A 21931-nucleotide genomic window follows, 5' to 3' on the forward strand; every position below is an offset into this window, starting at 1 on the left:
AATGACCATTCAGGAAATGATCGCCCGCCAGCAGGAGATCGTCAACGGCGCCCGCGCCGCTGGCCGTGACCTGACGGCGGAGGAGCAGGCCGAATTTGACAAGCTGCAGCGCCAGATCGACGAAGCGGACGACGGCCAGGGCGGAGAGCCTGCCGGCGGCGCTCCTGCCAGCGGCCAGCGCAGCGCGGACGATCCCGCCCAGGGCGGAGATCCTGCCCCTGCTGACGGCCAGCGTGGTGCCGGCGCCCCTACCGCTGCCCCTGCCGCCCCCGTTGCCCCTGACGCCGGCCAGGCCGTGACCGCAGAGCGCCAGCGGATCAGCGACATTGTGGCCCTGTGCCGCCAGACCGGCATGGAACCGGATCAGTATATCCGCAGCGGCGCCACCATGGACACCGTGCGGACCGCTGCCCTGGAACACCTGATGAAGCACGGGCGCCCCCTGTCCAGCCGCATGAATGACGACCCCGGCGACAATTTCCGGGCCGCTGCCACTGACGCCTTGCTTATGCGTACCGGCGTGAACGTGGAGAACCCCGCCCAGGGCGTGGAGCAGTTCCGGGGCATGAGCCTGCGGGATCTGGCCATTGAGTGCATGGCCCGCGACGGCCAGGGCAGCACCACCGAACTGCTGCGGATGGGCAAGGACGATCTGTGGTCCACGGCCTGCCGCCAGTTCTTCAACCCCACTTCCGCGTTTCCCGCGATCCTGGACAACACGATCCGCAAGACCATTGAGAACAGATACCAGACCGTGCCCACCACGTTCCAGCTGTGGACCAGCAAGGGCAGCGTGGCCGACTTCAAGCCCACCAAGGATCATTCCTATCTGGCGGGCGGCGCCGGCGAGTTCCTGCGCGTGGGTGAAAACGGCGAACTGAAGCACGACACCCCCAAGACCGAACTGCTGCCCCAGCGCAAGGTTGACACCTATGGCCGCCAGTTCTCCATGAGCCGCCAGGCGTTTATCAATGACGACATTGGTTTCATTACCGAGGTCCCCGGCCTGTATGCGGCCAGCGCCAAGCGCACGATCAACAAGCAGGTGTATTCCATCCTGGTGCAGAACCCCGCCGTTTTCGACGGTGTGCCCCTGTTCAACGCTGCACACAACAACCTGATCACCGCAGGCGCCAAGCCCTCCATTGATACCATGCAGGCCATCATGCTGAAACTGCTGCGCCAGACTGATCCGTTTGGCGAGGCCATCACCATCCAGCCCCGTTACATCATCGTGCCCGTGGGCTATGGTTTCCTGCTGTCCCAGCTGTTGGAAACCCAGCAGATCGAGGTTTCCGGCATTGGCAGCAAGACCATGAACCCCCTGTATAACTACCGCAACCAGCTACAGGTCATTGAGGAGGGCACCCTGAACGTCCTGGCCGGCGACAATGCGGTGCCCTGGTTCATGGTGGGCGATCCCAGCTACGCCAAGTCCATCCAGGTTGATTACCTGAACGGCCAGGAAACCCCCACCATTCGCCGCAGCGAGGTCCCCGGCCAGCTGGGCTATGTTTGGGACATTTGGCTGGATTGGGGCATTACCGCCGTGGACTTCCGTGGTATTGCGAAAAACCCCGGCGTGACCATCGAATAAGGGAGGTAAAGAAAAATGAAAGCTACCTATTGGCAGCGGGGTGAAACCCTGGACTACACCCCCGAAAAGGCCGTCGAGAACGGCGAAGTTGTGAGCCTGGGCACCCGGATCGGCGTGGCTGGTTCCGACATCCAGGCGGGCGAACTGGGCCACCTCCATGTGGTGGGTGTCTTTGAAATGCCCAAGGCCGCGTCTGTGCCCATCACCATGGGCGCCGCCGTCTACTACGACGCCGGCGCCGGCGCGATCACCACCACAAGCGCCAGCAACGTCCCGGCGGGCTATGCCGCCGCAGCGGCGGACGCCAACGACGCCACCGTGCTTGTCAAGCTGCTGGGCTGATCGGAGGACGCCATGAAAAAGTTTCTGTCCTGAAAAATATCTGAATGGAGGAACCGCACATGAAAGCATTGACCGCAAAGCGGGCGGTCCTGTATCAGGGCCGTATGTATGAGCCGGGCGACACCCTCCCCGCTGGTGACAGCACAATGGTGGAGGCGTGGCTGGAAGCCGAAAGCGCGGAGTGGACCGGAGAGACCAAGGAACCCGCCCAGGAGGCCCAGGAGAACACAGAGGACACCACGGAGGCCCAGGAGGGCGCAGAGGGCACCATAGACGTTGTGGACGGCCACATGACCCGCGAGAGCCTGGAAACCTTGACTAAGGCCAATCTGGAAGAGCTGGCCAAGGACATGGGCGTGGAGATCCCCAGGGGCGCCACCAAGGCACTGATCATTGAGCGGCTGGCGGCGGCACCCGTTGAGGTGCCGGCCCCTGACGGGGGTGCCCAGTAATGGGCGCCCCCAGCTTTAAGGACCAGATCGCGGCGGACATCGGCACGTTTCTGAACGTCCAGGAGTTTGCGGACATTCACACCGTTAACGGCCAAAAAATGACCGTGGCGGTGGATGAAAACGAGATCCTGGAGCGGGATAAATCCAGGCTGGGGACCCATTTGGACGGGCTTTACAAGTCAAGGCGCCTGATCTATGTGGCGCGGGTGGAGTTTGGACCCCGCCCGGCCATTGGTGCCATGCTAACCCTGGACGGGCGGCAGTACAAGGTAACGGACTGCACCGAGGAGGCCGGCGTGCTGGCCATTGAGTTGGGAGCGACGCGCACATGAGCGAACTAACGTTTTTGGAGATCGACACCGACGCCGAAGTGGAAAAGATCGTCCGCCAGCTGGACAGGTTCAAGGACAAGTTGGGGGCGCCTGACGTTCTCCAAAAGGTAGTAAAGACCACCGCGCAGAAAGTCAAGACCCAGCTTGTCAAGGACGCCAAAAAACGCTACGCCCTGGTAGACGAAAGCGGACTGAAAGACCAGGCCAAGGGAGCGCCGAGGGTTTCCACCCAAAAAGGCGCTGCCGTTTCCGCTGTGATCACGTCAAAAGGTCCCATGCAGGACATTATGGCGTTTCTGACCCAGCCGAATACCAAAACAGGCGCGGCGGCGGCCCAGGTTTTGAACGAGGGCCGCGAAAAAGAGTTGAAAAAGGGCGATCTGAAAGCCTTTGTCACTCGATTTGCCAGCGGCCACGTTGCCATTGTTCAGCGGAAAGGCGAGAACCGCCTGCCTGTAAAAAAACTCCTGTCCCCGGCTGTTCCCCATATGCTGGGAAACGAGGAGGTACGGAAACAGGCCGAAACGCTGGCGTTTCAGATCATGCAGACGGAAATGGAAAAGCAGATCCGAAAGATCACCGCAACGACATAAAAAAACGACGGCCCGGAGGCCGCCGATGGCTGTTCAGTTTGCAAGGCTGGGCAGGATCCAGAGATCCACAACCATATCGGGCAGTTGCGTGGCCACTACGTCGCCGCTGGACACCTTTTCCACAATGTCAGCGGGAACGGTAAAGCTAATCACTTTACCCTCCGAACCGTCGGACATATCCGCCACGGCCCAGTATTGCAGTTCGCAGCCTGTAAAGCCCTGGTTTGCGATCAGGCCCACGACGTTGTGATAATTCTGCGCGACAGTCAGATCGTTGGTGGAACTGGGTTTGATCTTTGCCTTAACCACCACGACCCCGTTTGTTTCCCGGTTGTCGCTCAACTCCAGCAATTCGCCGTATTTCAGGCCACCGTCATTTTCAGAGGTTTCAACGGATCCGGGTTCGCTTTCGGCGGAAGTATCGGAGGAAGAACCGCAGGACGAAAGGCAGAGAATGAACGCCAGCACAATGAGAAAAACAAGTGATTTTTTCATGGGGATAACTCCTTTCTGTGGCCGTGGAGCGGCCCTGTTTGCTGACTATTACCACGGATTTCTGATTATTACCACATAAGCGATTATAAGTTGCAAAACACGACTTTGCAAGGGGGCGCAATCATGTGACACAAGAAAACCTGCTGGACGCCGTTGTGGACGACCTGAAAAAGCTATTTGCCCACGACAGGCTGGCCAACTCCATGGGCGCCGAGCGGGAGATCCGGGTTTTCCCGCAGGATCTTCCGTGCCGCGAGGGCGACGACGAAGAAACCGAACCGGACAACCTGCCGGAACCATATGTGATCGTCCGGTTGCAAAAGGGCACCTTGCCGGAGCAGGACGAACAGCAGACGGTCAACGTCATTTTGGTGGCCTGCGTATGCGACCCGGATCCGAACCGGCAAGGCTACCGGGACGCCCTCCACATCGTCAACAGCATTATGACCCACTACGGTGCAAATGGCGTCGTTGGTGGAAAGTATGTGCTGCAATATCCAATCGAATGGGCCACCCAGGAGGAGGAAACACACCCGTACTATTTCGCCGCCGTGTCGCTGAATTTTGAGGCGCCGGCGATCTTCAAGGAGGTGCCAGAAACATAATGGCAAAGGCCAAAAAGAGCGAACAGACCGCCGGCACGGTGGTCTATGTTGGCCCCACCGTCCCCGGAGTGGCCAACCAAAACACGTTTTACAGCAACGGGATCCCCGCACCCCTGGCGGAAGCCATCACCAAAAACCCGCCCATGGGCGGCCTGGTGATCCCGCTGGACCAGCTGCCGGACGCAATGAAGAAACTGCGCGGCGGCTATGGTCACATTTACCGCCTGTATCGCCTGGTACAGGCCAAACTTTAACAGGAGGTATAAACCATGTCTTATTTTCATGGAGTTTACAACTCCGAACAGGACACCAGCCTGACCACCCCGATCCAGGGCAGCGCGGGCCTGCAGGTCATTTTCGGCGTTGCGCCAATCCACCTGGCAAAGGACCCGAAAAAGGCCGCCAACACCCCCCTGCTGTGTTACAGCTTTAAGGAGTGCCAGGAGGCCGTGGGCTATTCCGACGACTTCAAGACGTTCAGCCTGTGCCAGTCCATTGACGCCTGTTTTCGCGTGTTCAATGTCGCCCCCGTTATCCTGGTGAACGTGCTGGACCCCACCAAGGCGACCCACACCACCGAGAACGCGGCGGAGGACTGCGACGTGGCGGACGGCATGATCTTCTACGAAAAGCAGCACGTCATGTTGGACACCCTGGTGGTGAGAAACAACTCTGCCGAACTGGTGGCGGGCAGCGACTACACCGCAGCCCACGCAGACGACGGCACCGTGGTGATCACTCTGCTGTCTGCGGCAGCCAAAGAGGCCGCCAGCCTGTCCGTGTCCAGCACCAGCATTAAGCCCAGCGCCGTGACCTATACCGACATTGTGGGCGGCGTGGACGCCGCCACTGGCAAGGAAACGGGCCTGGAACTGGTGCGCCAGATCTACCCCAAGTTGGGCATGACCCCCGGTATTCTGCTGGCCCCGGGATGGAGCGACAACGCCGTGGTGTGCGCGGCCCTGCAGGCCAAGACCGAGGCGATCAACGGCTGTTTCGACTGCTGCACCTATGTGGACATTTCCACCGGATCCGACGGCGCCAAGGTCTACACCGACGTAAAGGGAGCCAAGGAGGCCATGGGAGCCAGCGGCACCCATACGGCGGCTTTCTGGCCCAAGGCGGCCATTGGCGACAAGGTTTACTGTATGTCCGCCATGGCGGCGGCCCTGACGGCCTACAACGACGCCAGCAACGCAGACGTGCCCTATGAAAGCCCGTCCAATAAGGACCTGCGGATCACCGGCACCGTGCTGGACGACGGCACCGAGGTGGTGCTGGACCAGCAGCAGGCCAGCGATGTGCTGAACGCCAACGGCGTGATCACCGCGATCAACGCCAACGGGTTCAAGCTGTGGGGCAACAATACGGCGGCCTATCCCTCCACCACGGATCCGAAAGACCGCTGGCTGGCGGTGCGGCGTTTCTTTGACTGGGACGGAAACAATTTCATCCGCACTTATTTCCAGAAAGTTGACAAGCCCGGAAACAAGCGCCTGATCCAGTCCATCGTGGACAGCCAGAACATTATCGGCAACGGGTACGTTGCCCGCGACTACTGCGCCGGCTACCGGGTGGAGTTCCGCAGCGACGAGAACCCGGTCACCAACCTGCTGAACGGCCATTTGACTACCCACACGTTCCTGGCCCCCTACATTCCGGCGGAGTACATCGAAAATATCCGCGAGTACGACGTGGACGCCCTGCAGGCGGCATTTGGAGGTAACTAACAATGAGTGAAAAATCTATCCCTACCAAGATCAACAAGTACAACGTCTACGCCAAGGGAAACAAGTTGCTGGGACGGGGCGACGAAATGGAACTGCCCAAGTTTGAAACCCCCAGCGAAACCGTCAGCGGTGCCGGGATCCTGGGCGAGATCGACGACCCCACCGTGGGTTATTTCACCAACCAGACCATGGACGTGCCTTTCCGGGTCCTGGATCAGGCCGCCGTGGATATGCTGGACATGACCAAGGCCGTCCAGCTGGAGATCCGGGGCGCCCAGCAGACCACGGACAGCGAGGGAAACATTGTTTTCCGAGATATGCGCGTTGTGGTCCGTGGCCGCTCCAGCGGTTTTACCCCCGGCAAGCTGAAAAACGGCAACACCATGGAAACGTCCGTGACCCTTTCGATCCTGTATATCCTGATCGAACTGGAGGGCGAAAGCATGGTGGAACTGGACAAGCTGAACGAAGTATTTAAGATCCGTGGCATGGATATGCTGGCGGAGATCAAGGAGATGTGCTGACATGGAGAACCTGAACGAAAAGAAAGCGGCGGAGGACGCCCTGGTGCTGAAATTGGCCAAGCCATACAAGTTTGACCAGCAGGAATATACGGAGGTGGATCTGCACGGCCTGGAGAATACCACGGCGGCAGACCTGGACGCCGTGGGAAAGATCCTGCAGCAGACCGGCACGGTTTCCCCCATGCCGGAAATGACGCTGGGGTACAGTTGCTATTTGGCGGCCCGGGTGTCCGGCCTCCCTGTGGAGTTCTTCGAGGGACTTCCCGCCCGCGAGGCCATCAAGCTGAAAAACGTGGTCACGGGTTTTCTGTACGGCGGGGATGGGGACAACTAACCCCCGCCGTGCTGAAAAAGGGCTGTGTGGCCCTGTCCATGCAGTTGCATACCGGGTTTGACTATTTTATGGGGTTGTCAATAGACGACCTGAACGAGATCGCGGAAACTGTAAAAACCGTTGTGGAGGAGGTGGCCGGGCATGGCAACAAAAAGTAAGACCTACGAACTGGCGGTGAAAATCGCTGGCAAGTATGACAGTTCTATGAAAAAAGCCTGCCTGGACGCAGAAAAGGATCTTTCCGAACTGGGAAAGAGCGCCAAGGCAGCGGGAAAGGTGGCCGCCACGGCCCTGACCGCCGCTGCGTCGGCGGCGGTTGCCGTGGCGACCACCTCCCTTTCTACATACGCCGACTTTGAGCAGGCCATGGCCAACACCGCAGCCATAGCGGGAGCCAATGAGGAGCAGTACAAAGCCCTGGAGGCGGCGGCCCGTGAAATGGGTTCAAAGACCACAAAAACGGCGACAGAGGCGGCGGAGGCGTTGGGCTACATGGCCCTGGCGGGCTGGAACACGCAACAGTCTATTGCCGGCCTGGAGCCGATCCTGCGCCTTTCAGAGGCTACGCAGATGGACCTTGCGCGGTGCAGCGACCTTGTGACCGATAGTATGTCGGCCCTGGGGCTGGGCGTGGAAGATATGGCCGGGTATTTGGATCTGGCTGTCCAGACCAACAACAAAGCCAACACCACGGCGGAAATGCTGATGGAGGCATTTATAGGGTGCGGCGGTGCCGCACGGACCGCAGGGGTGGATATGACCGACCTTTCCACCGCCCTGGGTATTCTGGCCAACAACGGCACCAAGGGGGCGGAGGCCGGCACGGCCATGAACGCCATGTTGGTCCGCATGACCTCCAAAGACGCGGCAATTAAGGCAATGAAAAAGCTGAAAGTTTCCGCGTTCGACACGGCGGGAAACTTCCGGGGCCTGGAAACAGTCCTGGGGGACCTGTCCAAAGCCATGGCCAACCTGTCCACGGAGGAGAGGGCGGCCTATATGTCGCAGATTGCAGGCACCAACTATTACACCGAAATGTCCTATCTGCTGGACGCCGTAACGCAGGGTGCGGACGGGGCGGCCAGCGCGTGGGCCAACCTGGAGGGCCAGCTGCAAGGCAAGGACGGCGCCCTGATGAATATGGCCGGACAGGTCACCAACACGCTGAAAAGCGCAAAGGAGATCTTTATGTCCGCCGTACAGGAGGCGCAGCTGACGATTGGCGAACAGCTGGCGCCCTATGCCCAGGAGGGATTCACCTATCTGGCCAACGAGGTCCTGCCGGAGGTAACCACGCAGATGGGGGTCCTGATCCCGCATCTGATCGAGGCGGCAAAATGGGCATGGGAGAACCGGGACACCATTTTGAAGATCGGCGGCGCGGTGCTGGGCACCGTTGTGGCCTATAAGACAGCCAAAACGGCACTGACGGCATACCACGCCGTTTCCAGCCTGCACAAGGCGTATGTCATGGCCATGGCCGGGCGTCACCTGCCCGCCCTGATTGCGGCAAAGGTAAAGGACAAGGCGGAAACGCTTTATCTGTATGCGCTGGAGGGAAAGGACCTGCTGCTGAAAGCGAAAAGCACGGCGGCGGTTGCGGCCCATACCGTGGCAGTAAAGGCCAGCACCGTGGCCTCCAAGGCGGCGGCAATAGCCACAAAGGCCCTGGGCGTGGCCGTGAAGTTCCTGACCAGCCCCGTGGGGATCGCCGTCATGGCGATCATGGCCCTGGTGGCCGCTGGCGTCTGGCTTTATAAAAACTGGGACACCGTAAAGGCCAAGGCCGACGAACTGGGCGCAAAGATCGGCGCCATTTGGGCGAACATCGACGGCGCGGTGACGGCGGCGATCTCCGCAATTTCGGAGCGGTTCCCGCTGCTGGGCGCCGTCCTGTCCGGTGTATGGACCAGCATACAAGACTGTTGGGCCAATATCCAGGCGATTTTCTCCAATATTATCAGCTTCATTGACAACGTGTTTTCCGGCAACTGGAGCGCCGCCTGGCAGAACATAGTCAACATTTTTGGGAACGTGTTCGGCCTGATCGTGAACCTGGCAAAGGTGCCGATCAATGCGGTTATCTCCGCAATTAACTGGGTGCTTTCCAAGATCAACAGCATTTCCGTGACAATCCCGGACTGGGTGCCGGGCGTGGGCGGTAAAACCCTGGGCTTTAATATTCCGACCATTCCGGCGTTGGCTGCTGGCGGCGTGGCTACGGCCCCCACCCTGGCCATGATCGGAGAGGGCGGAGAGCCGGAGGCGGTGCTGCCGCTATCCAAGCTGGCGGCCCTGCTGGATGAATGGAGCAAAAAGCCCAAGCCCAGCGGCGGCGGAGGCCAGGGCGGCGGTGACACGCCGATCCAGTTCTCCCCTGTGTTCAACTTCTACGGACCCACCACCAAAGAGGAGGCCGTGGAGGCTGGCCGGGTGAGTTTCGCAGAGTTCAAACGCCTGTATGAGCGCATGAAAGCCGAGGAGCGGCGCAAGCAGTTCAGCCCGGCATAAGAGGAGGACGCCATGGCAAACACCTATACAACGCAGCAGGGGGACGCCTGGGACGTGATCGCCCTTCGGGTCTACGGATCCGAGAAATACACCGGGTTCCTTATGCAGGCCAATTTCAAGCACCTGGACACGTTCATTTTTGACGCGGGTGTGGTCCTCCAGACCCCGGCCTCGCCGGAGGGCGCGGAAGCGAGCGCGGCGCCGTTCTGGAGGGCTGAAACATGAGGACCCGAAAGGCGGAGGTGGAGATCACCTACAACGGCGCGGCGGTAACCACGAAACTGGCCAAGTATGAAACAGAGGTCACCTACACGGATCCGGCCAGCGGAGAGGCCGACACCCTGGACATTACCATGCACGACAGAGATCGCCAATGGAACACGGCATGGGTCCCCCTTATGGGGGACACCATGACCGCCACCATAAAGGCCAAGGACTGGAGCCGCGCGGGAGACACCAAGATCCTGCCCTGCGGTTTCTTCATTCTGGACAATTACGAATATTCCGGCTGGCCGCTTGTGGCGAATATTTCCGCCGTGTCCGTGCCCGCAGAGGGCAGTTTTCGGGCAACCGAGCGGACCAAGACCTGGGAGGACGTGACGATCCAGGAGATCGGGAAAGAGATCGCAAAGCGGGCCGGTATTTCTCTGGCCTGGGACGTGGAGGGCGAACCGTTCACGATCAAAAGCGTGGAGCAGGCGGCGCAGACTGATTGCGAGTTTTACATGGACCTATGCGACACCTACGGGCTGGCCATGAAAGTCTATTCCCAAAAAATCGTGGTCTATGACCGGGAGGCGTACAAGAAAAAGGACCCCGTGGCCAAGATCACCGAGGATGAGATCACCTCCTGGAGTTGGTCCAAAAACCTGACCGGAACCTATACCGGCGGGGAGTACACCTACACGGACCCCAACACCGAGGAGGAAATAAAGGTCATCGTGGGCACCGGCACCCGGATCCTGAAACAGTCCGGCAAGGCAGACAGCCAGGCCGACGCGGAGCGGAAGATCAACGCGGCGGTGGCCAAGGGGAACCATGGCGCCACCAAACTGTCCCTGACCGTCAAGGGCCGCCCGGATCTGGTGGCCTCCCAATGCGTCACCGTGGTGGGCCTGGGTAAGCTGTCCGGCAAATACTACATTGACAGCGCCGCCCACCACATCACCGGATCCAGCGGTTACACCACGGACCTGGAACTGTCCCTGGTGGAGGCCATGACCGAGGAAGTGATCAAGGACGCCACCGAGCGGCTGGCCGCTGTTGGCGTTATGAACACCCCAAGCTATTGGGTGGCCCATTACAAGGACGTGGGCAGCCTGGGCGGCCTAATCCTGAACATGGCCACACGGATCAAGGTCAACCAGCACGGCACCAGCGTCAAGACGGTGCCGGAGGCCCTGGAGGTCCTGACCAATACGGGCGTAATCAACTCCCCCGACTACTGGGCCAAAAAATACACCGCCGTGGCATGGCTGGACACGCTGCTGATCAACGCAGCCAACGCCATGACACCGTAAGGAGGAACCAATGGAAAACGAGATCAGACTGGGCAAGGTGTCCTCTGTCAACTACACCGCCGGCATGGTCCGGGTGGTGTATCACGAAAAGGACGACAGCGTGACCCGTGAGATCCCTATGCTGTCCGATGAATACAATATGCCCGCGCCTGGGGACATGGTGCTGGTCCTCCACCTTTCCAACGGCACGGAGGCCGGGGTGGTCCTGGGACGCCCCTGGAGCGGGAAACACAAGCCGCCGGAGGGCGTGGCGGGCCTTTATCGCAAAGACCTGGCCCGCACCCCCGGCGAGGCCATGATCCGCTACCAGGGCGGCGTCCTGACCATCAAGGCCGCCAAAGCGGTGGAGGACGGCAACGTGGAGGTGACCGGGGATCTGGCCGTAAAGGGAAACCTGACCGTAACCGGCACCATTACCGCGCAAAGCGTGACCACCAGCGGCGACGTGGTGGCGGCTGGCAAGTCCCTGATCAGCCACACCCACACCGACAGCCTGGGCGGCAGTACGTCCGCGCCAAAGTAAGGAGGTGACCCCATGATCGGAACACTGGGGAGAAAAATTATTTTCGAGGTAAGCGACGACAAGGCCATGACGTTCCACGACATGACCCGCGATATTTCCAGCCGGTGGGCGGAACATGAGGTGCTGGGCTGCAAGCCTAAGCCGGAGTTTTTGGGGCCTGCAAACCAGTCTGTGAGCCTGACAATCACCCTTTCCTCATCCATGGGTGTGAGGCCCAGGAACGTGCTGGAGGCCATAGAGGGCATGGTGGAGGCCGGCACGGCGGAATATTTGGTGATCGGACATCGGACCGTCGGGAAAAATCCCTTTCGCCTGACGGCCTCCAGTGAAACGTGGGACCGTGTTTACAGCCGGGGCGAGTTGAGCAAGGCCACCGTCACCATTACCCTGGAGGAATACACATGAACGAAACCGTTTTGTACGACTTCAAACTGGCCTATACGTTCGCCGCCGACTGGCTGGCGGACCTGGACCGGCAGCTGGCTTTCCTGCTGTCCACGCGGGAGGGCACCGTGCCCATGGATCGGGAGTTCGGGATCAACATGGATTTTGTGGACAAGCCGCCGGAGGTGGCGAAAAGCCTTTACACGGCGGAGGTCACCAAAAAGGTGGCCCAGTATATCCCCACCGTGCGGGTCCAGGAAATCACATGGAGCGCGGCGGAGGGGAAATTATCCCCGAAAGTGGTGATCACAAGTGCCTGATTTTTCCGCAGTCAAAAACGCCCCGGACATTTCTTTCATTGACAATAAGACCATTGAGGACGTGCGGGACGAAATGGTGGCCGATTATGAGGAATACATGACCAAGGCCACCGGCCAGACCGTGACCCTGCCGCGATCCAGCCCCCACCGGGGCATACTGTACGCAACGGGCCTGCAGGTTTACCAAGCGTTCCAGTACATTGACCGAGCGGGCAAACAAAGCCTGCTGAAATACAGCTATTCCGACTTCCTGGACAACCTGGGACTGCTGAAAGGCGTTACCAGGTCCCCAGCCACGGCGGCGGTCACCACCCTGCGCTTTACCATTTCGGCGGTGCGCCAGGTGGCCACGGCCATCCCGAAAGGCACCAGGGTGTCCGCTGGCGGTTCCGTCTATTTCGCTACCGACGAATACGCGGAGATCCAGGCGGGCAGCAGCACGGTGGACGTGCCGGCCACCTGCACGGACGCCGGCACCGAGGGCAACGACCTGGCGGCGGGTGACCTGACCACCATGGTGGATCCGCTGCCCTATGTGGCCAGCGTGACCAACACCACGGCCACCGAGGGCGGAGCCGACGTGGAGAGCGACGACGACCTGGCGGAGCGGATTTTCCTTGCGCCCGGCGCATACTCCACCGCAGGCCCGGAGGACGGTTACCTGTTCCACGCCAAGCAGTTCAACCCCTCCATTGGCGACGTGGTGGCCACCAGCAACCAGGCGGCGGGCACGGTTGATATTGTTTTCATTATGGCCGACGGCAAGACACCGGGCACGGAAATGATCAACGGCCTAAAGGAATATCTGTCCGGCAAAACGCGGCGGCCCATGACCGACCTGGTGAACGTGTCCGCCCCCGCAGAGGTCACCTACACCGTGGATCTGACCTATTACATCAACCGGAGCGACAGCGCCAGGGCCGTGGCCATCCAGGAGGCCGTCCAGACGGCGGTGGCCGATTATCTGACCTGGCAGCGCACCATTGGGCGGGACATTAACCCCTCCAAGCTGGTGGCCCTGGTCATGGCGGCGGGGGCCAAGCGGGTGACCGTCACCGCCCCCACATACACCACGGTGGACGCCATCAAGGTTTCCGCCCTATCCGGCACCCCCACGATCAGTTATGGAGGGCTGGAAGATGATTAAATTAAACGGCAGCCGGTTTACGGCAGCCATGCCGGAGAACCTGAAAGAACAGCCGGAGGTCCAGGCGATTGCCTACGCCGTGGGGCGGCAGGTTGAAAAGCTGTGCGCCTACGCCGACAGCGCCCGGACCTACGCGGCGATCCAGTCCATGCCGGAGCGGGTCCTGGACCTGCTGGCCGTGGAACTGCGCACCCCGGCCTATGATGAAAATTACTCCATCAAGGTCAAACGGGCGCTGATCGAGGGGTCCCTGCTGTTTTACACGCAGATGGGCACCCCGGCGGCGGTGGAACGGATCATAGAAACCATTTTCGGGTCCGGCTACATTTCGGAGTGGTGGGAATATGGCGGCAGCCCCTACCACTTCAAGGCGTACACCACCAACCCGGCGATCACCTCCGACGACGTGGAGGAGTTCAAACGGGTGCTGGGGTCCGTCAAGCGCCTTTCCGCCTGGCTGGACGAAATCATTTTGGACCTGTCCACCGACGCGGCGGAGGTGTATGTGGCCCATTGGGTCCATACAGGCGATTTTATCACGCTCCAACGGGCGACTTTGTAAGGAGGTAAAAAACCGATGTTTGCGGCCCCAAAATTGACCGACGCCGGCAAAGCACTGTATTACGAAAACATGAGCGGCGCCGGGATCACATTTACAACCATTCAGATGGGCAACGGCACGATCACCGGATCAATTTCAGCCATGACCGCCCTTGTCAGCGCCGTGGTGACTATCGACGCCGCGGTGAAGAACAACGCGGAGCAGTACGCCGACGTGTCCGGCCATTTCTCCAACGCCGAACTGGAGGAGGGTTTTTACTGGCGTGAAATCGGCGTGTTCGCGGCGGATCCTGATTACCCCGACGACCGCAGCCACGACATTCTTTACTGCTACCAAAACGCTTATGACACGGCGGACTTTATCCCCGTGGCGTCGGTGGAAACGGTGGAAAAAAACATTACCGTGCCCATTATCGTGGGCGACGCCTCCACGGTGTCCTGCACCCTGTCCAGTTCGCAGGTGCTGGTGACGGGGGCGGACCTGGATGCGCACAACAAGGACGCGAACGCCCACAACGCCCTTTTCGAGAAGATCAACAAGGAACTGGGAAAGAAGCAGGACGCGATCACCGCCAAAGGCATTTTGAAAGGCGGACAGGACGCAGAGGGAAACCCCGTTGTGACCCAGGCCACGGCGGGCGTGGACTACCAGCAGCCCACCCAGGTGCTGACGGAAAGCGACGCCATGGCCCTGACGGATACGGTTCCGTTTTTCTCCGGTTCTGCCGGTCAAAATCGCAAGGTCACGCTGAAAAAGCTAAAGGAGGCCCTGGGCGTCCAGTCTGCCAGTATCAACGTGACGACCTGCGCGGGTGCAACGGTGGTTTGCACCGACGGAGAAACCACCATGAACGGCGTGGGTTCCACTAAGTTCTCCCTGCCGGAGAACACCGGCACCTGGGAGGTTACGGCCACCCTGAACGGCCACACGGCCAGCGCCGTGGTGGAGGTCACCGGCGCCATGCAGTACAACGTGGATCTGGTGATTACCTCCAGCGTGGCGGTTACCCACGCACCCACGAAAACCGCCTACAACGTGGGGGAAACATTCGACCCAACGGGCCTGGTGGTCACCGCCACCTATGCCGACGGCACCACGGAGGACGTAACCGACGGCTGCACGTTCAGCCCCACCGTTATGGCCGCCAACACCACGGCGGTGACGATCAAATACCAGCGGGCGGGCGTGACGGTCACGACCACCCAGGCGGTCACGGTCCTGGAACTGTCCAGCATTTCCGTGAAAACCGCCCCCACCAAAACCGCCTATTACATCGGGGAGAGTTTCAACGCGGCGGGAATGGTGATCGAGGCCACCATGTCCAACGGGACCAAAAAGACCGTGACGGGCTGGACCTACACCCCCAGCGGTGCCCTTTCCAAGACGGACACGGCGGTGACGATCTCCTACACGGAAAACGGCGTCACCAAGACCTGCACCCAGGCGATCACGATCCGCACCCTGTCCAGCATTACCGTATCGACGGCGCCCACGAAAACCGCCTACAAGTACGGGGAGAAGTTCAGCAGCGCCGGAATGGTGATTACCGCCAAATATTCGGACAACGCCACCCGCGTGGTGACCGGCTGGACCTATTCGCCCACCGGTGCCCTGGGGCTGTCTAATGCCACCATCACGATTACATACGCGGAGGGCGGCGTGAGTAAGACCTGCACCCAGGCCATTACCGTGAGCAATTACCTTTCCAGTATCGCGATCACCCACGCACCAACAAAAACCGCCTATTTCACCGGTGAAATATTCGACAGCGCGGGAATGGTGGTCACCGCAACCATGGCGGACGGAAGTACCAAGACCGTCACCGGCTACACCTGCAGCCCCACCATCATGGCGGCCAGCACCACGGCGGTCACCGTCAGCTATACCGAGGACGGCGTGACCAAGACGACCACCACCCCGGTGACCGTCACCAGCATTTCCAGCACCCTGGCCTCCAACAGCTGGGCAACGATCCGCGCCGTGTCCGACACCGGCACGGCGGCCAATTACTGGAGCGTGGGCGACGCCAAGGGTATCACGATCAACGGCAAGGTTGGCAACACCACCTTCAGCAATCTTTCCATCAATGTTTTCATCTTGGGCTTCAATCACAACGCTTCCAGAGAAGGAAGCAACCGAATTCACTTCCAGATTGGAAAAATTGGAACCACCCCGGTTGCCCTGTGTGATGCCCAATATAACACCGACCAGACAGCTTCTGGTTATTTCAACTGGAACACTTCAAACATCAATAATGGCGGCTGGAAATCGTGCTATAAGCGTTCTACCCTGTACGGGAATAGTGGAACCCCCACCAGCCCGGTTTCTAACAGCCTTATGGCGGCGCTTCCTTCTGACTTGCGGGCCGTGATGCAACCTGTGACCAAATACACCGACAATGTGGCAAACGGAAGCGGTAATGTTCAAAGCAATGTGAATGCTACCACTGATTATCTGTTTGACTTGGCGGAATTTGAGGTATTCGGAGCCAGATATTATGCGAATACCTATGAACAAAATTATCAGCTTCAGTATGATTACTATAAGGCCGGTAACAGTAAGGTTGCTTATAAACATTCCGCCGTGTCCACGGCGGTTTGGTGGGGCCTTCGTTCTCCTCATTGCAGCTACCATTACAGTTTCATGATTGTTTGGACTGATGGCACCTACGGCAACAGTACCGCTAACACTTCTGGTGGGTTGCGGCCCGGCTTTGCCGCCTAATCCCCCGCAGGATGATCCCGCCCCCATCCCGCCCACGTAAGTGGTTGGGAACCCCGGAGAGAGAAACAAAACCCGTAAGGTGAAAGAATACTTCAACGATCACGGCAGGGTGCTGAAATTGCGGTGGCTATTCTATACGATTTTCAAAACGGAGGTGTAACCCATGTTCAAGATCACAAAAGACGGGGAAACCCTGGCCATGACCGAGGCCCCAAACTACATCAAGCAGGCGGCAAACGGCTGTTTTGTGCTGTGCCCGGAGGCGGAGGCCACGGGGATCGCGTACAACGGCACTGTTTACCACCTCCTGGGCCGCCCTGACATGGAGGGGGCGGAAATCACGGTCATGTTGGAGGAAACCGACGCAGGCACGGAAATTTCCAAAGCCGCCGACGCCACGGGGATCGTGTTTGTCACCATGGCGGAGGCGGGCAGCGTGGACGCCACAACGGCGGCGGAACACGCGGATCTGTTCGCCGCCTGGGCGGTGCCTGTGGCCTACACCGTGGGCCAGATCCGCAGGTACACAGACGGGAAACTGTATAAATGCGTACAGGCCCACACGTCACAAGCAGACTGGACGCCGGACACGGCCACAAGCCTGTGGACGCCGGTTTCCGACCCGGCGGAGGAATGGCCGGAGTGGTCCCAGCCGGTGGGCGCACATGACGCATACAGCAAAGACGCCAAGGTGTCACACAACGGAAGGCATTGGATCAGCACCGTGGCCAGTAACGTGTGGGAACCCGGCGTATACGGCTGGACCGAGGCGACGGAAGAAACGGAGGTGTAAGCCGTGGGCGCTGCCTACATCGTAAGAAAACGGGCGCGGTTTGTGAGTATCAACGGCCCCGTGAACCTCCCGTATGGCACCCCTGTGGACGCTGTGGACGGGTTTCTTGTGCATAATGGCCGCCCGCTATGCGCGGCAACCAGTGAGAGCGCACACCGCTATTTTGCACGAAACGACGACGGAAACGGCAAGACCCGCGGCGCCCTGATCGACGCCATCACGGCCAAGCTGGAGAAGAAAGACGCCGGCCATCAAATGCGGTGGGATCTCCTGTGGAGTGACCCGGAAGCGCAGAAATTACGCCACCCGGATCATGTGGATTTCTGGCTGTGGGGTCACACCTTTTTCGAGGCGGACCTGGCAGACCTGGAACACGTCGCCGGGCTGATCGGTGCGAGGGGGTGACGCTGCCATGGATTATATGAAACTGGTGGCGGATCTCTGCCAGATCATTGACCGACAGAACGAGATCACCAAGGCCATGGCGGAGCAGCTGGGCCAGCGCGACGCCCTCCGGTATGAGGAGGAAATGGCGGCGGTTCGGCGGGACTACGCCACCGCCATGGGGGAGGTGGCCCGGTGAACCAGGAAGAAATGGCCGTGAAGCTGACAGAGGTTGACGCCCGGAGCAAATCCAACACCCACCGGATCAATGAACTGGCCGGGCAGATCGACGCTGTGAACAGGCTGGCCACCGCCGTGGAGGTCATGGCCACCGAGCAAAAGCACCAGACCACCGCCATGGCGGAGATCAAGGCCGACGTGGCCAAGCTGGACGCCAAGGTGGAAACCATCGAGCAGAAACCAGCGAAGCGGTGGGACGGCATGGTGGAAAAGATCATTTACGGCATTGTGGGGGCGCTTGTCACGGCCCTGGGCGCAGGGATCATTTACCTGCTGACGGTGGCGGCATGATGAAAACCATTATTGTGGCCGTCGTGGCCTGGGCCATCGGCGCGGCGCTGGGGGTTCTCCTGGCCCGCGCTGCCCTGCGCCACCTCCGGCATAAGGTCCGGGACCTGCGCCGCCAACTGCGCGGGGAAAAGGGGAAAATGGGCGTCATGGACAAGGTGCTGATCCTGGAAGCCGTGGTGCTGATCGCCTACACCGTGGCCGATCTGGCGGTATTTTGGCACACCGGCGCGGAACCCACCACCCTGACGGCCTGTGTGTTTGGCGTCTGCGGCCTGGAAAACGGCGTGATGGGCTGGATCAAGACCAGCAAGGAAAAGGCCGGCGCACCGAGCGGGAGCGCCCAGGGCGCCCCGGAGGCGCCCGTGGAGCGAGAAGAACCGCCGGACGTTGGCGTGTGATCGGAGGTTATACCAATGACAGAAAACGAACTGCGGCAGAAAGTTGCCGACATTATCAACGCATGGGTGGGCGCCACCAAAGGCAGCGCCAAGCACCTGGAGATCCTGGAGATTTACAACACCCACCGCCCGCTGGCCAGGGGTTACACCGTGAAAGTGACGGACGCCTATTGCGCCACCACCGCCAGCGCGGCATACATCAAGGCCGGGATCGCAGAGTACACCGGGACCGAGTGCGGGGTGGAAAAATACACCCTGGTGGCCAAGGGCCTGGGCATTTGGGTGGAGGACGACGCCCACACCCCCAAGATCGGGGACGCCTGCGTGTACGACTGGGACGACAATGGCGTGGGGGACTGCACCGGAGCCGGGGACCATATCGGTATTGTCACCGCCACCGGCGGCGGAAAGTTCACCGTCACCGAGGGCAATATGTCCGGCGGCAAGGTGGGCAAGCGCACCATGGCCGTGAACGGGAAATATATTCGTGGGTTTATCTGCCCTGACTTTGCCGCGATTGCAAAGAAGATCAGCGCGGCGGAGGCCCCGGCAGCACCCCAGGCAACGCCCCAGGCCGTCACCTCTCACACCGTCGTGGCCGGTGACACCCTGGGCAAGATTGCCAAGAAATACGGCGCCACGGTGGAGGCCCTGGCGGAGATCAACGGGATCAAAAACCCCAACCTGATCCATGTGGGGCAGGTTATCTATTTGACGGCGGCGGCAGCCGCCACGGCCAAGCTGGCCCGCCTGGGCGTGATCAACTCCCCGGACTACTGGGCGCAGGCCGCAGCCTCCGGCAAGGTCAAATACCTGGACATTCTGCTGACTAAGGCGGCGGAGAAGATCACCAAGGCCGGGACACGGACGGCCACACCGGAGGAGGGCGTGGCGGCCCTGGTGGCCGCTGGCGTGATCAATACGCCGGACTACTGGCTGGCCAATTACGGCACATTCCCCAGCCTGGGGGCGCTCCTGTGCGCCCTGGGTGGGGCTGTGAAATAAAATCATAGGAGGACAAAGACATGGAAACCATTATGCAGTATATCCCCATGGCGATCTCTGCCATCCTGCTGGCGGCCCTGATCCTGACCGTGGCCACCAACATCATTGTGCAGGTGCTTAAAAAATTGACCTGGGACAAGATCCCCACCAACATCCTGGCCTTTATCGTGGCCATGACGGTGACGCTGTTGGTATTCTTCGCCGTGTGCCAGATCATGGGTTGGGCCGTCACCTGGTACATGGTGGCCGGGGCCGTGGCCCTGGGCGTGTTCGTCTGTTATGCGGCTATGTTCGGATTTGATAAACTCCGGGAGGCCCTGGAGCAGATCACCAAATGGAAGAAATAAAAAATCCCCCCCGGCACCGTCGCGGTGCCGGGGGATTTTCTGTTTTAGGGCTATCATTCACGATTTATTACGCAACCGAAAAAACCGTTTACGAAAATAAATACAATGTGTTCGGATAACCCCGCATTTGGTACGGCTGAAGGGATTCGAACCCCCGACCTACTGGTTCGTAGCCAGTCACTCTATCCAACTGAGCTACAGCCGCAAATCGCTTGTCAGGCTTGTCTCTCCCTGACAGCTAGATTATTCTAGCACATCAAAATGGAAAATGCAAGCGTTATTTTTCTTTTTTTGCGCAATGTGGGGCGGGGCAATATTGCCCCGCCCGCGCCATCTGGCTATGGTATGTGTCAGATCATCAACAGCCGCAACCGTTGTTGCAGCCACAGCCGCCATTGCAGCCACAACCATTGTTGCAGCCACAGCCGCCCCAGTTTCCGCCGCCACAGCAGCAGCACAGGACGATCAGGATGATGATGATCCACAGGCAGCCGCCGCCGCCCCAACCGCAACCGTTAAACCCCATAATGAAGTACCTCCTGATTTAGATGTCGGACCGCCGTTGGCGGCCTCACTCCATCTTATGTATCAGGTACGGTTTGGTTCGGCGCTTCAAAAATTTCGATTTAGTTCAGACGGGAGACCGTTACGCCCGACCGGACCTGACGGACCGCATCAGGGTCCAGGGTGCCGGAGCTCTCCAGACGGGCCAGCAGAGTTCCCCCCTCCTTGTACGCAGCGTCCAGGGCAAAGTAGGAGACATAAACCACCTGGGCCCGGAGGAAGCGGCTCTCCGCCAGCAGCCGGTACTCCCCGGCGGTGAGAACACCCAGCTCCTGCGCCTTTTGCAGGGATGCATCCCAGATAAAGTCCGGACTTTCGCCGGAGTCCCGATAGCCCAGCGCCCGGAGCACAAAGGTCATGTACTCCTCGGCCTTGATGGCGCTGTCGGTGCCGAACAGCCGCGCGGTACTGTCCACCCCCTTGGTGTACCCCTTTTCATAAGCGTAGGCCGCGTAAGGCCCGGCCCAGGCCGGGACGTCGGTAAAGGGGTTCTGGGCCGTGGTGGCCAGCGCCGTCTCCTCCTCCCCCAGCAGCCGCAGAAACATAATCAGACCCTGGATGCGGGTAGGCGGCTGCTCCAGGTCATAGCCGGAGCCATAGGCGGTATCGCTCCCTTTGAACAGCCCCAGGGCCTTCATGGCGTCCGCCAGGGCGTTATAGTCTGTGGCGCCGCTCCCGGTCAGGCGGTAGAAGCCCTCCAGCGAGAGCACCGCCGTGGGCGACGTCACCGTGACAGCGGCCACGGTGTTCTCCACCGCCAGGTAGCGCCGATCCAGAGTCAGGGCCCCAGTAGACTTCTCCCAGCCGTTGGACAGGTCCAGCACCTTTCCGGAGGGACAGGAAAGCGAGGCCTCCCCCGCCAGCAGCAAAAAGCCCGAGCCGGCGCTCACCTGCACCACATCCCCCTGCTTGAGCCGAATGTCCGTAAAGGCGGCATGATAGCTGCCCTCTCCCGTCAGCACCCCCGCACGGGCCGCATAGAGGTCTGCTTCGGCCTCCAGCCGGTCCGCCGCCGCGGCATAGGTCTCCTCATGGCGCTTGGCGGCCCGCTCCTCCGCCCGGGCCGTCAGCGCGGGCACATATGTCCCATCCACATAGCTCTTGGACACCAGCGGGTCTCCGGACGTGCCGCCGGAGACCGCCAGAGTGACGGCGCCGCCCAACAGGGTCAGGGCCAGCAGCAGCGCCGCCGCCTGTTTTCTCATCATGGGTTA

At 60.2% G+C, this 21931-nt stretch carries 29 protein-coding genes and 1 tRNA gene; 26 read left to right on the top strand and 4 right to left on the bottom strand.

Going from position 1 to position 21931, the window contains the following annotated elements:
* The first annotated feature begins 1 nt into the window (after nt 1).
* The 5 genes from B3H64_RS11310 to B3H64_RS11330 are packed head-to-tail and all read left to right on the top strand — an operon-like array spanning nt 2 to nt 3316.
* Nucleotides 2-1597, top strand: coding sequence for a hypothetical protein (locus B3H64_RS11310; RefSeq protein WP_286735202.1), 1596 nt, complete (start codon nt 2-4; stop codon nt 1595-1597).
* A 15-nt stretch (nt 1598-1612) separates the two neighbouring features.
* Complete coding sequence (locus tag B3H64_RS11315; protein WP_286735203.1) at nt 1613-1939, top strand: DUF2190 family protein; 327 nt, start codon at nt 1613-1615, stop codon at nt 1937-1939.
* Nucleotides 1940-1998: 59 nt separating this feature from the next.
* Complete coding sequence (locus B3H64_RS11320) at nt 1999-2391, top strand: hypothetical protein (protein ID WP_286735205.1); 393 nt, start codon at nt 1999-2001, stop codon at nt 2389-2391.
* Nucleotides 2391-2723: a hypothetical protein gene (locus B3H64_RS11325; RefSeq protein ID WP_286735208.1), complete on the top strand. Its 333-nt coding sequence runs from the start codon at nt 2391-2393 to the stop codon at nt 2721-2723. Before B3H64_RS11320 ends, B3H64_RS11325 begins: the two co-directional genes overlap by 1 nt.
* A 14-nt stretch (nt 2724-2737) precedes the next feature.
* Complete coding sequence (locus B3H64_RS11330; RefSeq protein WP_286735211.1) at nt 2738-3316, top strand: hypothetical protein; 579 nt, start codon at nt 2738-2740, stop codon at nt 3314-3316.
* A gap of 33 nt (nt 3317-3349) precedes the next feature.
* On the opposite strand, the gene B3H64_RS11335 is transcribed toward B3H64_RS11330, so the two are convergent.
* Nucleotides 3350-3811 carry a hypothetical protein gene (locus B3H64_RS11335; protein WP_286735213.1) on the bottom strand — a complete coding sequence of 154 codons (462 nt, stop codon included), beginning with the start codon at nt 3809-3811 and terminating at the stop codon, nt 3350-3352.
* Between the two features lie 125 nt (nt 3812-3936).
* On the opposite strand from B3H64_RS11335, the gene B3H64_RS11340 reads away from it, so the two are divergent.
* The 21 genes from B3H64_RS11340 to B3H64_RS11440 all read left to right on the top strand — a co-directional run bounded on the left by B3H64_RS11340 (nt 3937) and on the right by B3H64_RS11440 (nt 20153).
* Nucleotides 3937-4416, top strand: a complete 480-nt coding sequence (locus B3H64_RS11340; RefSeq protein ID WP_286735214.1) for a hypothetical protein — start codon at nt 3937-3939, stop codon at nt 4414-4416.
* A complete protein-coding gene (locus tag B3H64_RS11345) occupies nt 4416-4670 on the top strand; it encodes a hypothetical protein (RefSeq protein WP_286735216.1) in 255 nt (84 codons plus the stop codon). The genes B3H64_RS11340 and B3H64_RS11345 overlap by 1 nt, the downstream gene beginning before the upstream one ends.
* Nucleotides 4671-4685: 15 nt before the next feature.
* Nucleotides 4686-6146 carry a phage tail sheath family protein gene (locus tag B3H64_RS11350; RefSeq protein ID WP_286735217.1) on the top strand — a complete coding sequence of 487 codons (1461 nt, stop codon included), beginning with the start codon at nt 4686-4688 and terminating at the stop codon, nt 6144-6146.
* A gap of 2 nt (nt 6147-6148) precedes the next feature.
* A complete protein-coding gene (locus tag B3H64_RS11355) occupies nt 6149-6670 on the top strand; it encodes a phage major tail tube protein (protein ID WP_286735219.1) in 522 nt (173 codons plus the stop codon).
* Between the two features lies 1 nt (nt 6671).
* The gene (locus tag B3H64_RS11360; RefSeq protein ID WP_286735221.1) at nt 6672-7004 is read left to right on the top strand and encodes a phage tail assembly protein; all 333 of its coding nucleotides are present in this window, start codon (nt 6672-6674) and stop codon (nt 7002-7004) included.
* Between the two features lie 141 nt (nt 7005-7145).
* Complete coding sequence (locus tag B3H64_RS11365) at nt 7146-9515, top strand: phage tail tape measure protein (RefSeq protein WP_286735223.1); 2370 nt, start codon at nt 7146-7148, stop codon at nt 9513-9515.
* A gap of 12 nt (nt 9516-9527) precedes the next feature.
* A complete protein-coding gene (locus B3H64_RS11370) occupies nt 9528-9740 on the top strand; it encodes a tail protein X (RefSeq protein WP_286735225.1) in 213 nt (70 codons plus the stop codon).
* A complete protein-coding gene (locus B3H64_RS11375; RefSeq protein ID WP_286735226.1) occupies nt 9737-11035 on the top strand; it encodes a phage late control D family protein in 1299 nt (432 codons plus the stop codon). The genes B3H64_RS11370 and B3H64_RS11375 overlap by 4 nt, the downstream gene beginning before the upstream one ends.
* Nucleotides 11036-11045: 10 nt before the next feature.
* Nucleotides 11046-11558 carry a hypothetical protein gene (locus B3H64_RS11380; RefSeq protein WP_286735228.1) on the top strand — a complete coding sequence of 171 codons (513 nt, stop codon included), beginning with the start codon at nt 11046-11048 and terminating at the stop codon, nt 11556-11558.
* A 12-nt stretch (nt 11559-11570) separates the two neighbouring features.
* Nucleotides 11571-11963 (top strand): phage tail protein, encoded by a 393-nt coding sequence (locus B3H64_RS11385; protein ID WP_286735230.1) that lies wholly within the window; start codon nt 11571-11573, stop codon nt 11961-11963.
* On the top strand, nt 11960-12262 hold the full coding sequence (locus tag B3H64_RS11390; RefSeq protein WP_286735232.1) for a hypothetical protein: 303 nt from the start codon (nt 11960-11962) through the stop codon (nt 12260-12262). The genes B3H64_RS11385 and B3H64_RS11390 overlap by 4 nt, the downstream gene beginning before the upstream one ends.
* Entirely contained in the window at nt 12255-13409 is a 1155-nt protein-coding gene (locus tag B3H64_RS11395; RefSeq protein WP_286735233.1) for a baseplate assembly protein, read from the top strand. The genes B3H64_RS11390 and B3H64_RS11395 overlap by 8 nt, the downstream gene beginning before the upstream one ends.
* Nucleotides 13402-13971, top strand: a complete 570-nt coding sequence (locus tag B3H64_RS11400; RefSeq protein WP_286735235.1) for a phage tail protein I — start codon at nt 13402-13404, stop codon at nt 13969-13971. Before B3H64_RS11395 ends, B3H64_RS11400 begins: the two co-directional genes overlap by 8 nt.
* A gap of 15 nt (nt 13972-13986) precedes the next feature.
* Nucleotides 13987-16695 (top strand): bacterial Ig-like domain-containing protein, encoded by a 2709-nt coding sequence (locus tag B3H64_RS11405; RefSeq protein ID WP_286735236.1) that lies wholly within the window; start codon nt 13987-13989, stop codon nt 16693-16695.
* Between the two features lie 163 nt (nt 16696-16858).
* Nucleotides 16859-17488: a carbohydrate-binding protein gene (locus tag B3H64_RS11410; protein WP_286735238.1), complete on the top strand. Its 630-nt coding sequence runs from the start codon at nt 16859-16861 to the stop codon at nt 17486-17488.
* Between the two features lie 3 nt (nt 17489-17491).
* Nucleotides 17492-17893: an isoaspartyl peptidase gene (locus B3H64_RS11415; RefSeq protein ID WP_286735240.1), complete on the top strand. Its 402-nt coding sequence runs from the start codon at nt 17492-17494 to the stop codon at nt 17891-17893.
* Between the two features lie 7 nt (nt 17894-17900).
* Complete coding sequence (locus B3H64_RS11420; RefSeq protein ID WP_286735242.1) at nt 17901-18071, top strand: hypothetical protein; 171 nt, start codon at nt 17901-17903, stop codon at nt 18069-18071.
* A complete protein-coding gene (locus B3H64_RS11425) occupies nt 18068-18403 on the top strand; it encodes a hypothetical protein (protein ID WP_195614822.1) in 336 nt (111 codons plus the stop codon). The genes B3H64_RS11420 and B3H64_RS11425 overlap by 4 nt, the downstream gene beginning before the upstream one ends.
* Nucleotides 18403-18801: a hypothetical protein gene (locus B3H64_RS11430; RefSeq protein WP_195614821.1), complete on the top strand. Its 399-nt coding sequence runs from the start codon at nt 18403-18405 to the stop codon at nt 18799-18801. Before B3H64_RS11425 ends, B3H64_RS11430 begins: the two co-directional genes overlap by 1 nt.
* A gap of 15 nt (nt 18802-18816) precedes the next feature.
* Nucleotides 18817-19806, top strand: coding sequence for a LysM peptidoglycan-binding domain-containing protein (locus B3H64_RS11435; protein WP_286735247.1), 990 nt, complete (start codon nt 18817-18819; stop codon nt 19804-19806).
* Nucleotides 19807-19826: 20 nt separating this feature from the next.
* A complete protein-coding gene (locus B3H64_RS11440) occupies nt 19827-20153 on the top strand; it encodes a hypothetical protein (RefSeq protein WP_286735249.1) in 327 nt (108 codons plus the stop codon).
* A gap of 128 nt (nt 20154-20281) precedes the next feature.
* Here B3H64_RS11440 and B3H64_RS11445 read toward each other — a convergent pair.
* The 3 genes from B3H64_RS11445 to B3H64_RS11455 form a co-directional block, all read right to left on the bottom strand.
* Nucleotides 20282-20358 (bottom strand) — tRNA-Arg (locus B3H64_RS11445).
* Between the two features lie 153 nt (nt 20359-20511).
* Nucleotides 20512-20679 (bottom strand): hypothetical protein, encoded by a 168-nt coding sequence (locus tag B3H64_RS11450; RefSeq protein ID WP_195892321.1) that lies wholly within the window; start codon nt 20677-20679, stop codon nt 20512-20514.
* 100 nt (nt 20680-20779) lie between these two features.
* On the bottom strand, nt 20780-21925 hold the full coding sequence (locus B3H64_RS11455; protein WP_286735251.1) for a hypothetical protein: 1146 nt from the start codon (nt 21923-21925) through the stop codon (nt 20780-20782).
* Between the last annotated feature and the right edge of the window lie 6 nt (nt 21926-21931).

The organism is Intestinimonas sp. UBA1698, from assembly GCF_002320075.1.
Taxonomy (GTDB): Bacteria; Bacillota; Clostridia; order Oscillospirales; family Oscillospiraceae; genus Intestinimonas; species Intestinimonas massiliensis.

Coding starts and splice junctions, on each gene's coding strand:
- B3H64_RS11310 (WP_286735202.1), top strand. CDS start 2: ATGACCATTCAGGAAATGATCGCCCGCCAGCAGGAGATCGTCAACGGC.
- B3H64_RS11315 (WP_286735203.1), top strand. CDS start 1,613: ATGAAAGCTACCTATTGGCAGCGGGGTGAAACCCTGGACTACACCCCC.
- B3H64_RS11320 (WP_286735205.1), top strand. CDS start 1,999: ATGAAAGCATTGACCGCAAAGCGGGCGGTCCTGTATCAGGGCCGTATG.
- B3H64_RS11325 (WP_286735208.1), top strand. CDS start 2,391: ATGGGCGCCCCCAGCTTTAAGGACCAGATCGCGGCGGACATCGGCACG.
- B3H64_RS11335 (WP_286735213.1), bottom strand. CDS start 3,811: ATGAAAAAATCACTTGTTTTTCTCATTGTGCTGGCGTTCATTCTCTGC.
- B3H64_RS11345 (WP_286735216.1), top strand. CDS start 4,416: ATGGCAAAGGCCAAAAAGAGCGAACAGACCGCCGGCACGGTGGTCTAT.
- B3H64_RS11350 (WP_286735217.1), top strand. CDS start 4,686: ATGTCTTATTTTCATGGAGTTTACAACTCCGAACAGGACACCAGCCTG.
- B3H64_RS11355 (WP_286735219.1), top strand. CDS start 6,149: ATGAGTGAAAAATCTATCCCTACCAAGATCAACAAGTACAACGTCTAC.
- B3H64_RS11360 (WP_286735221.1), top strand. CDS start 6,672: ATGGAGAACCTGAACGAAAAGAAAGCGGCGGAGGACGCCCTGGTGCTG.
- B3H64_RS11365 (WP_286735223.1), top strand. CDS start 7,146: ATGGCAACAAAAAGTAAGACCTACGAACTGGCGGTGAAAATCGCTGGC.
- B3H64_RS11370 (WP_286735225.1), top strand. CDS start 9,528: ATGGCAAACACCTATACAACGCAGCAGGGGGACGCCTGGGACGTGATC.
- B3H64_RS11375 (WP_286735226.1), top strand. CDS start 9,737: ATGAGGACCCGAAAGGCGGAGGTGGAGATCACCTACAACGGCGCGGCG.
- B3H64_RS11380 (WP_286735228.1), top strand. CDS start 11,046: ATGGAAAACGAGATCAGACTGGGCAAGGTGTCCTCTGTCAACTACACC.
- B3H64_RS11385 (WP_286735230.1), top strand. CDS start 11,571: ATGATCGGAACACTGGGGAGAAAAATTATTTTCGAGGTAAGCGACGAC.
- B3H64_RS11390 (WP_286735232.1), top strand. CDS start 11,960: ATGAACGAAACCGTTTTGTACGACTTCAAACTGGCCTATACGTTCGCC.
- B3H64_RS11400 (WP_286735235.1), top strand. CDS start 13,402: ATGATTAAATTAAACGGCAGCCGGTTTACGGCAGCCATGCCGGAGAAC.
- B3H64_RS11405 (WP_286735236.1), top strand. CDS start 13,987: ATGTTTGCGGCCCCAAAATTGACCGACGCCGGCAAAGCACTGTATTAC.
- B3H64_RS11410 (WP_286735238.1), top strand. CDS start 16,859: ATGTTCAAGATCACAAAAGACGGGGAAACCCTGGCCATGACCGAGGCC.
- B3H64_RS11420 (WP_286735242.1), top strand. CDS start 17,901: ATGGATTATATGAAACTGGTGGCGGATCTCTGCCAGATCATTGACCGA.
- B3H64_RS11430 (WP_195614821.1), top strand. CDS start 18,403: ATGAAAACCATTATTGTGGCCGTCGTGGCCTGGGCCATCGGCGCGGCG.
- B3H64_RS11435 (WP_286735247.1), top strand. CDS start 18,817: ATGACAGAAAACGAACTGCGGCAGAAAGTTGCCGACATTATCAACGCA.
- B3H64_RS11440 (WP_286735249.1), top strand. CDS start 19,827: ATGGAAACCATTATGCAGTATATCCCCATGGCGATCTCTGCCATCCTG.
- B3H64_RS11450 (WP_195892321.1), bottom strand. CDS start 20,679: ATGGGGTTTAACGGTTGCGGTTGGGGCGGCGGCGGCTGCCTGTGGATC.
- B3H64_RS11455 (WP_286735251.1), bottom strand. CDS start 21,925: ATGATGAGAAAACAGGCGGCGGCGCTGCTGCTGGCCCTGACCCTGTTG.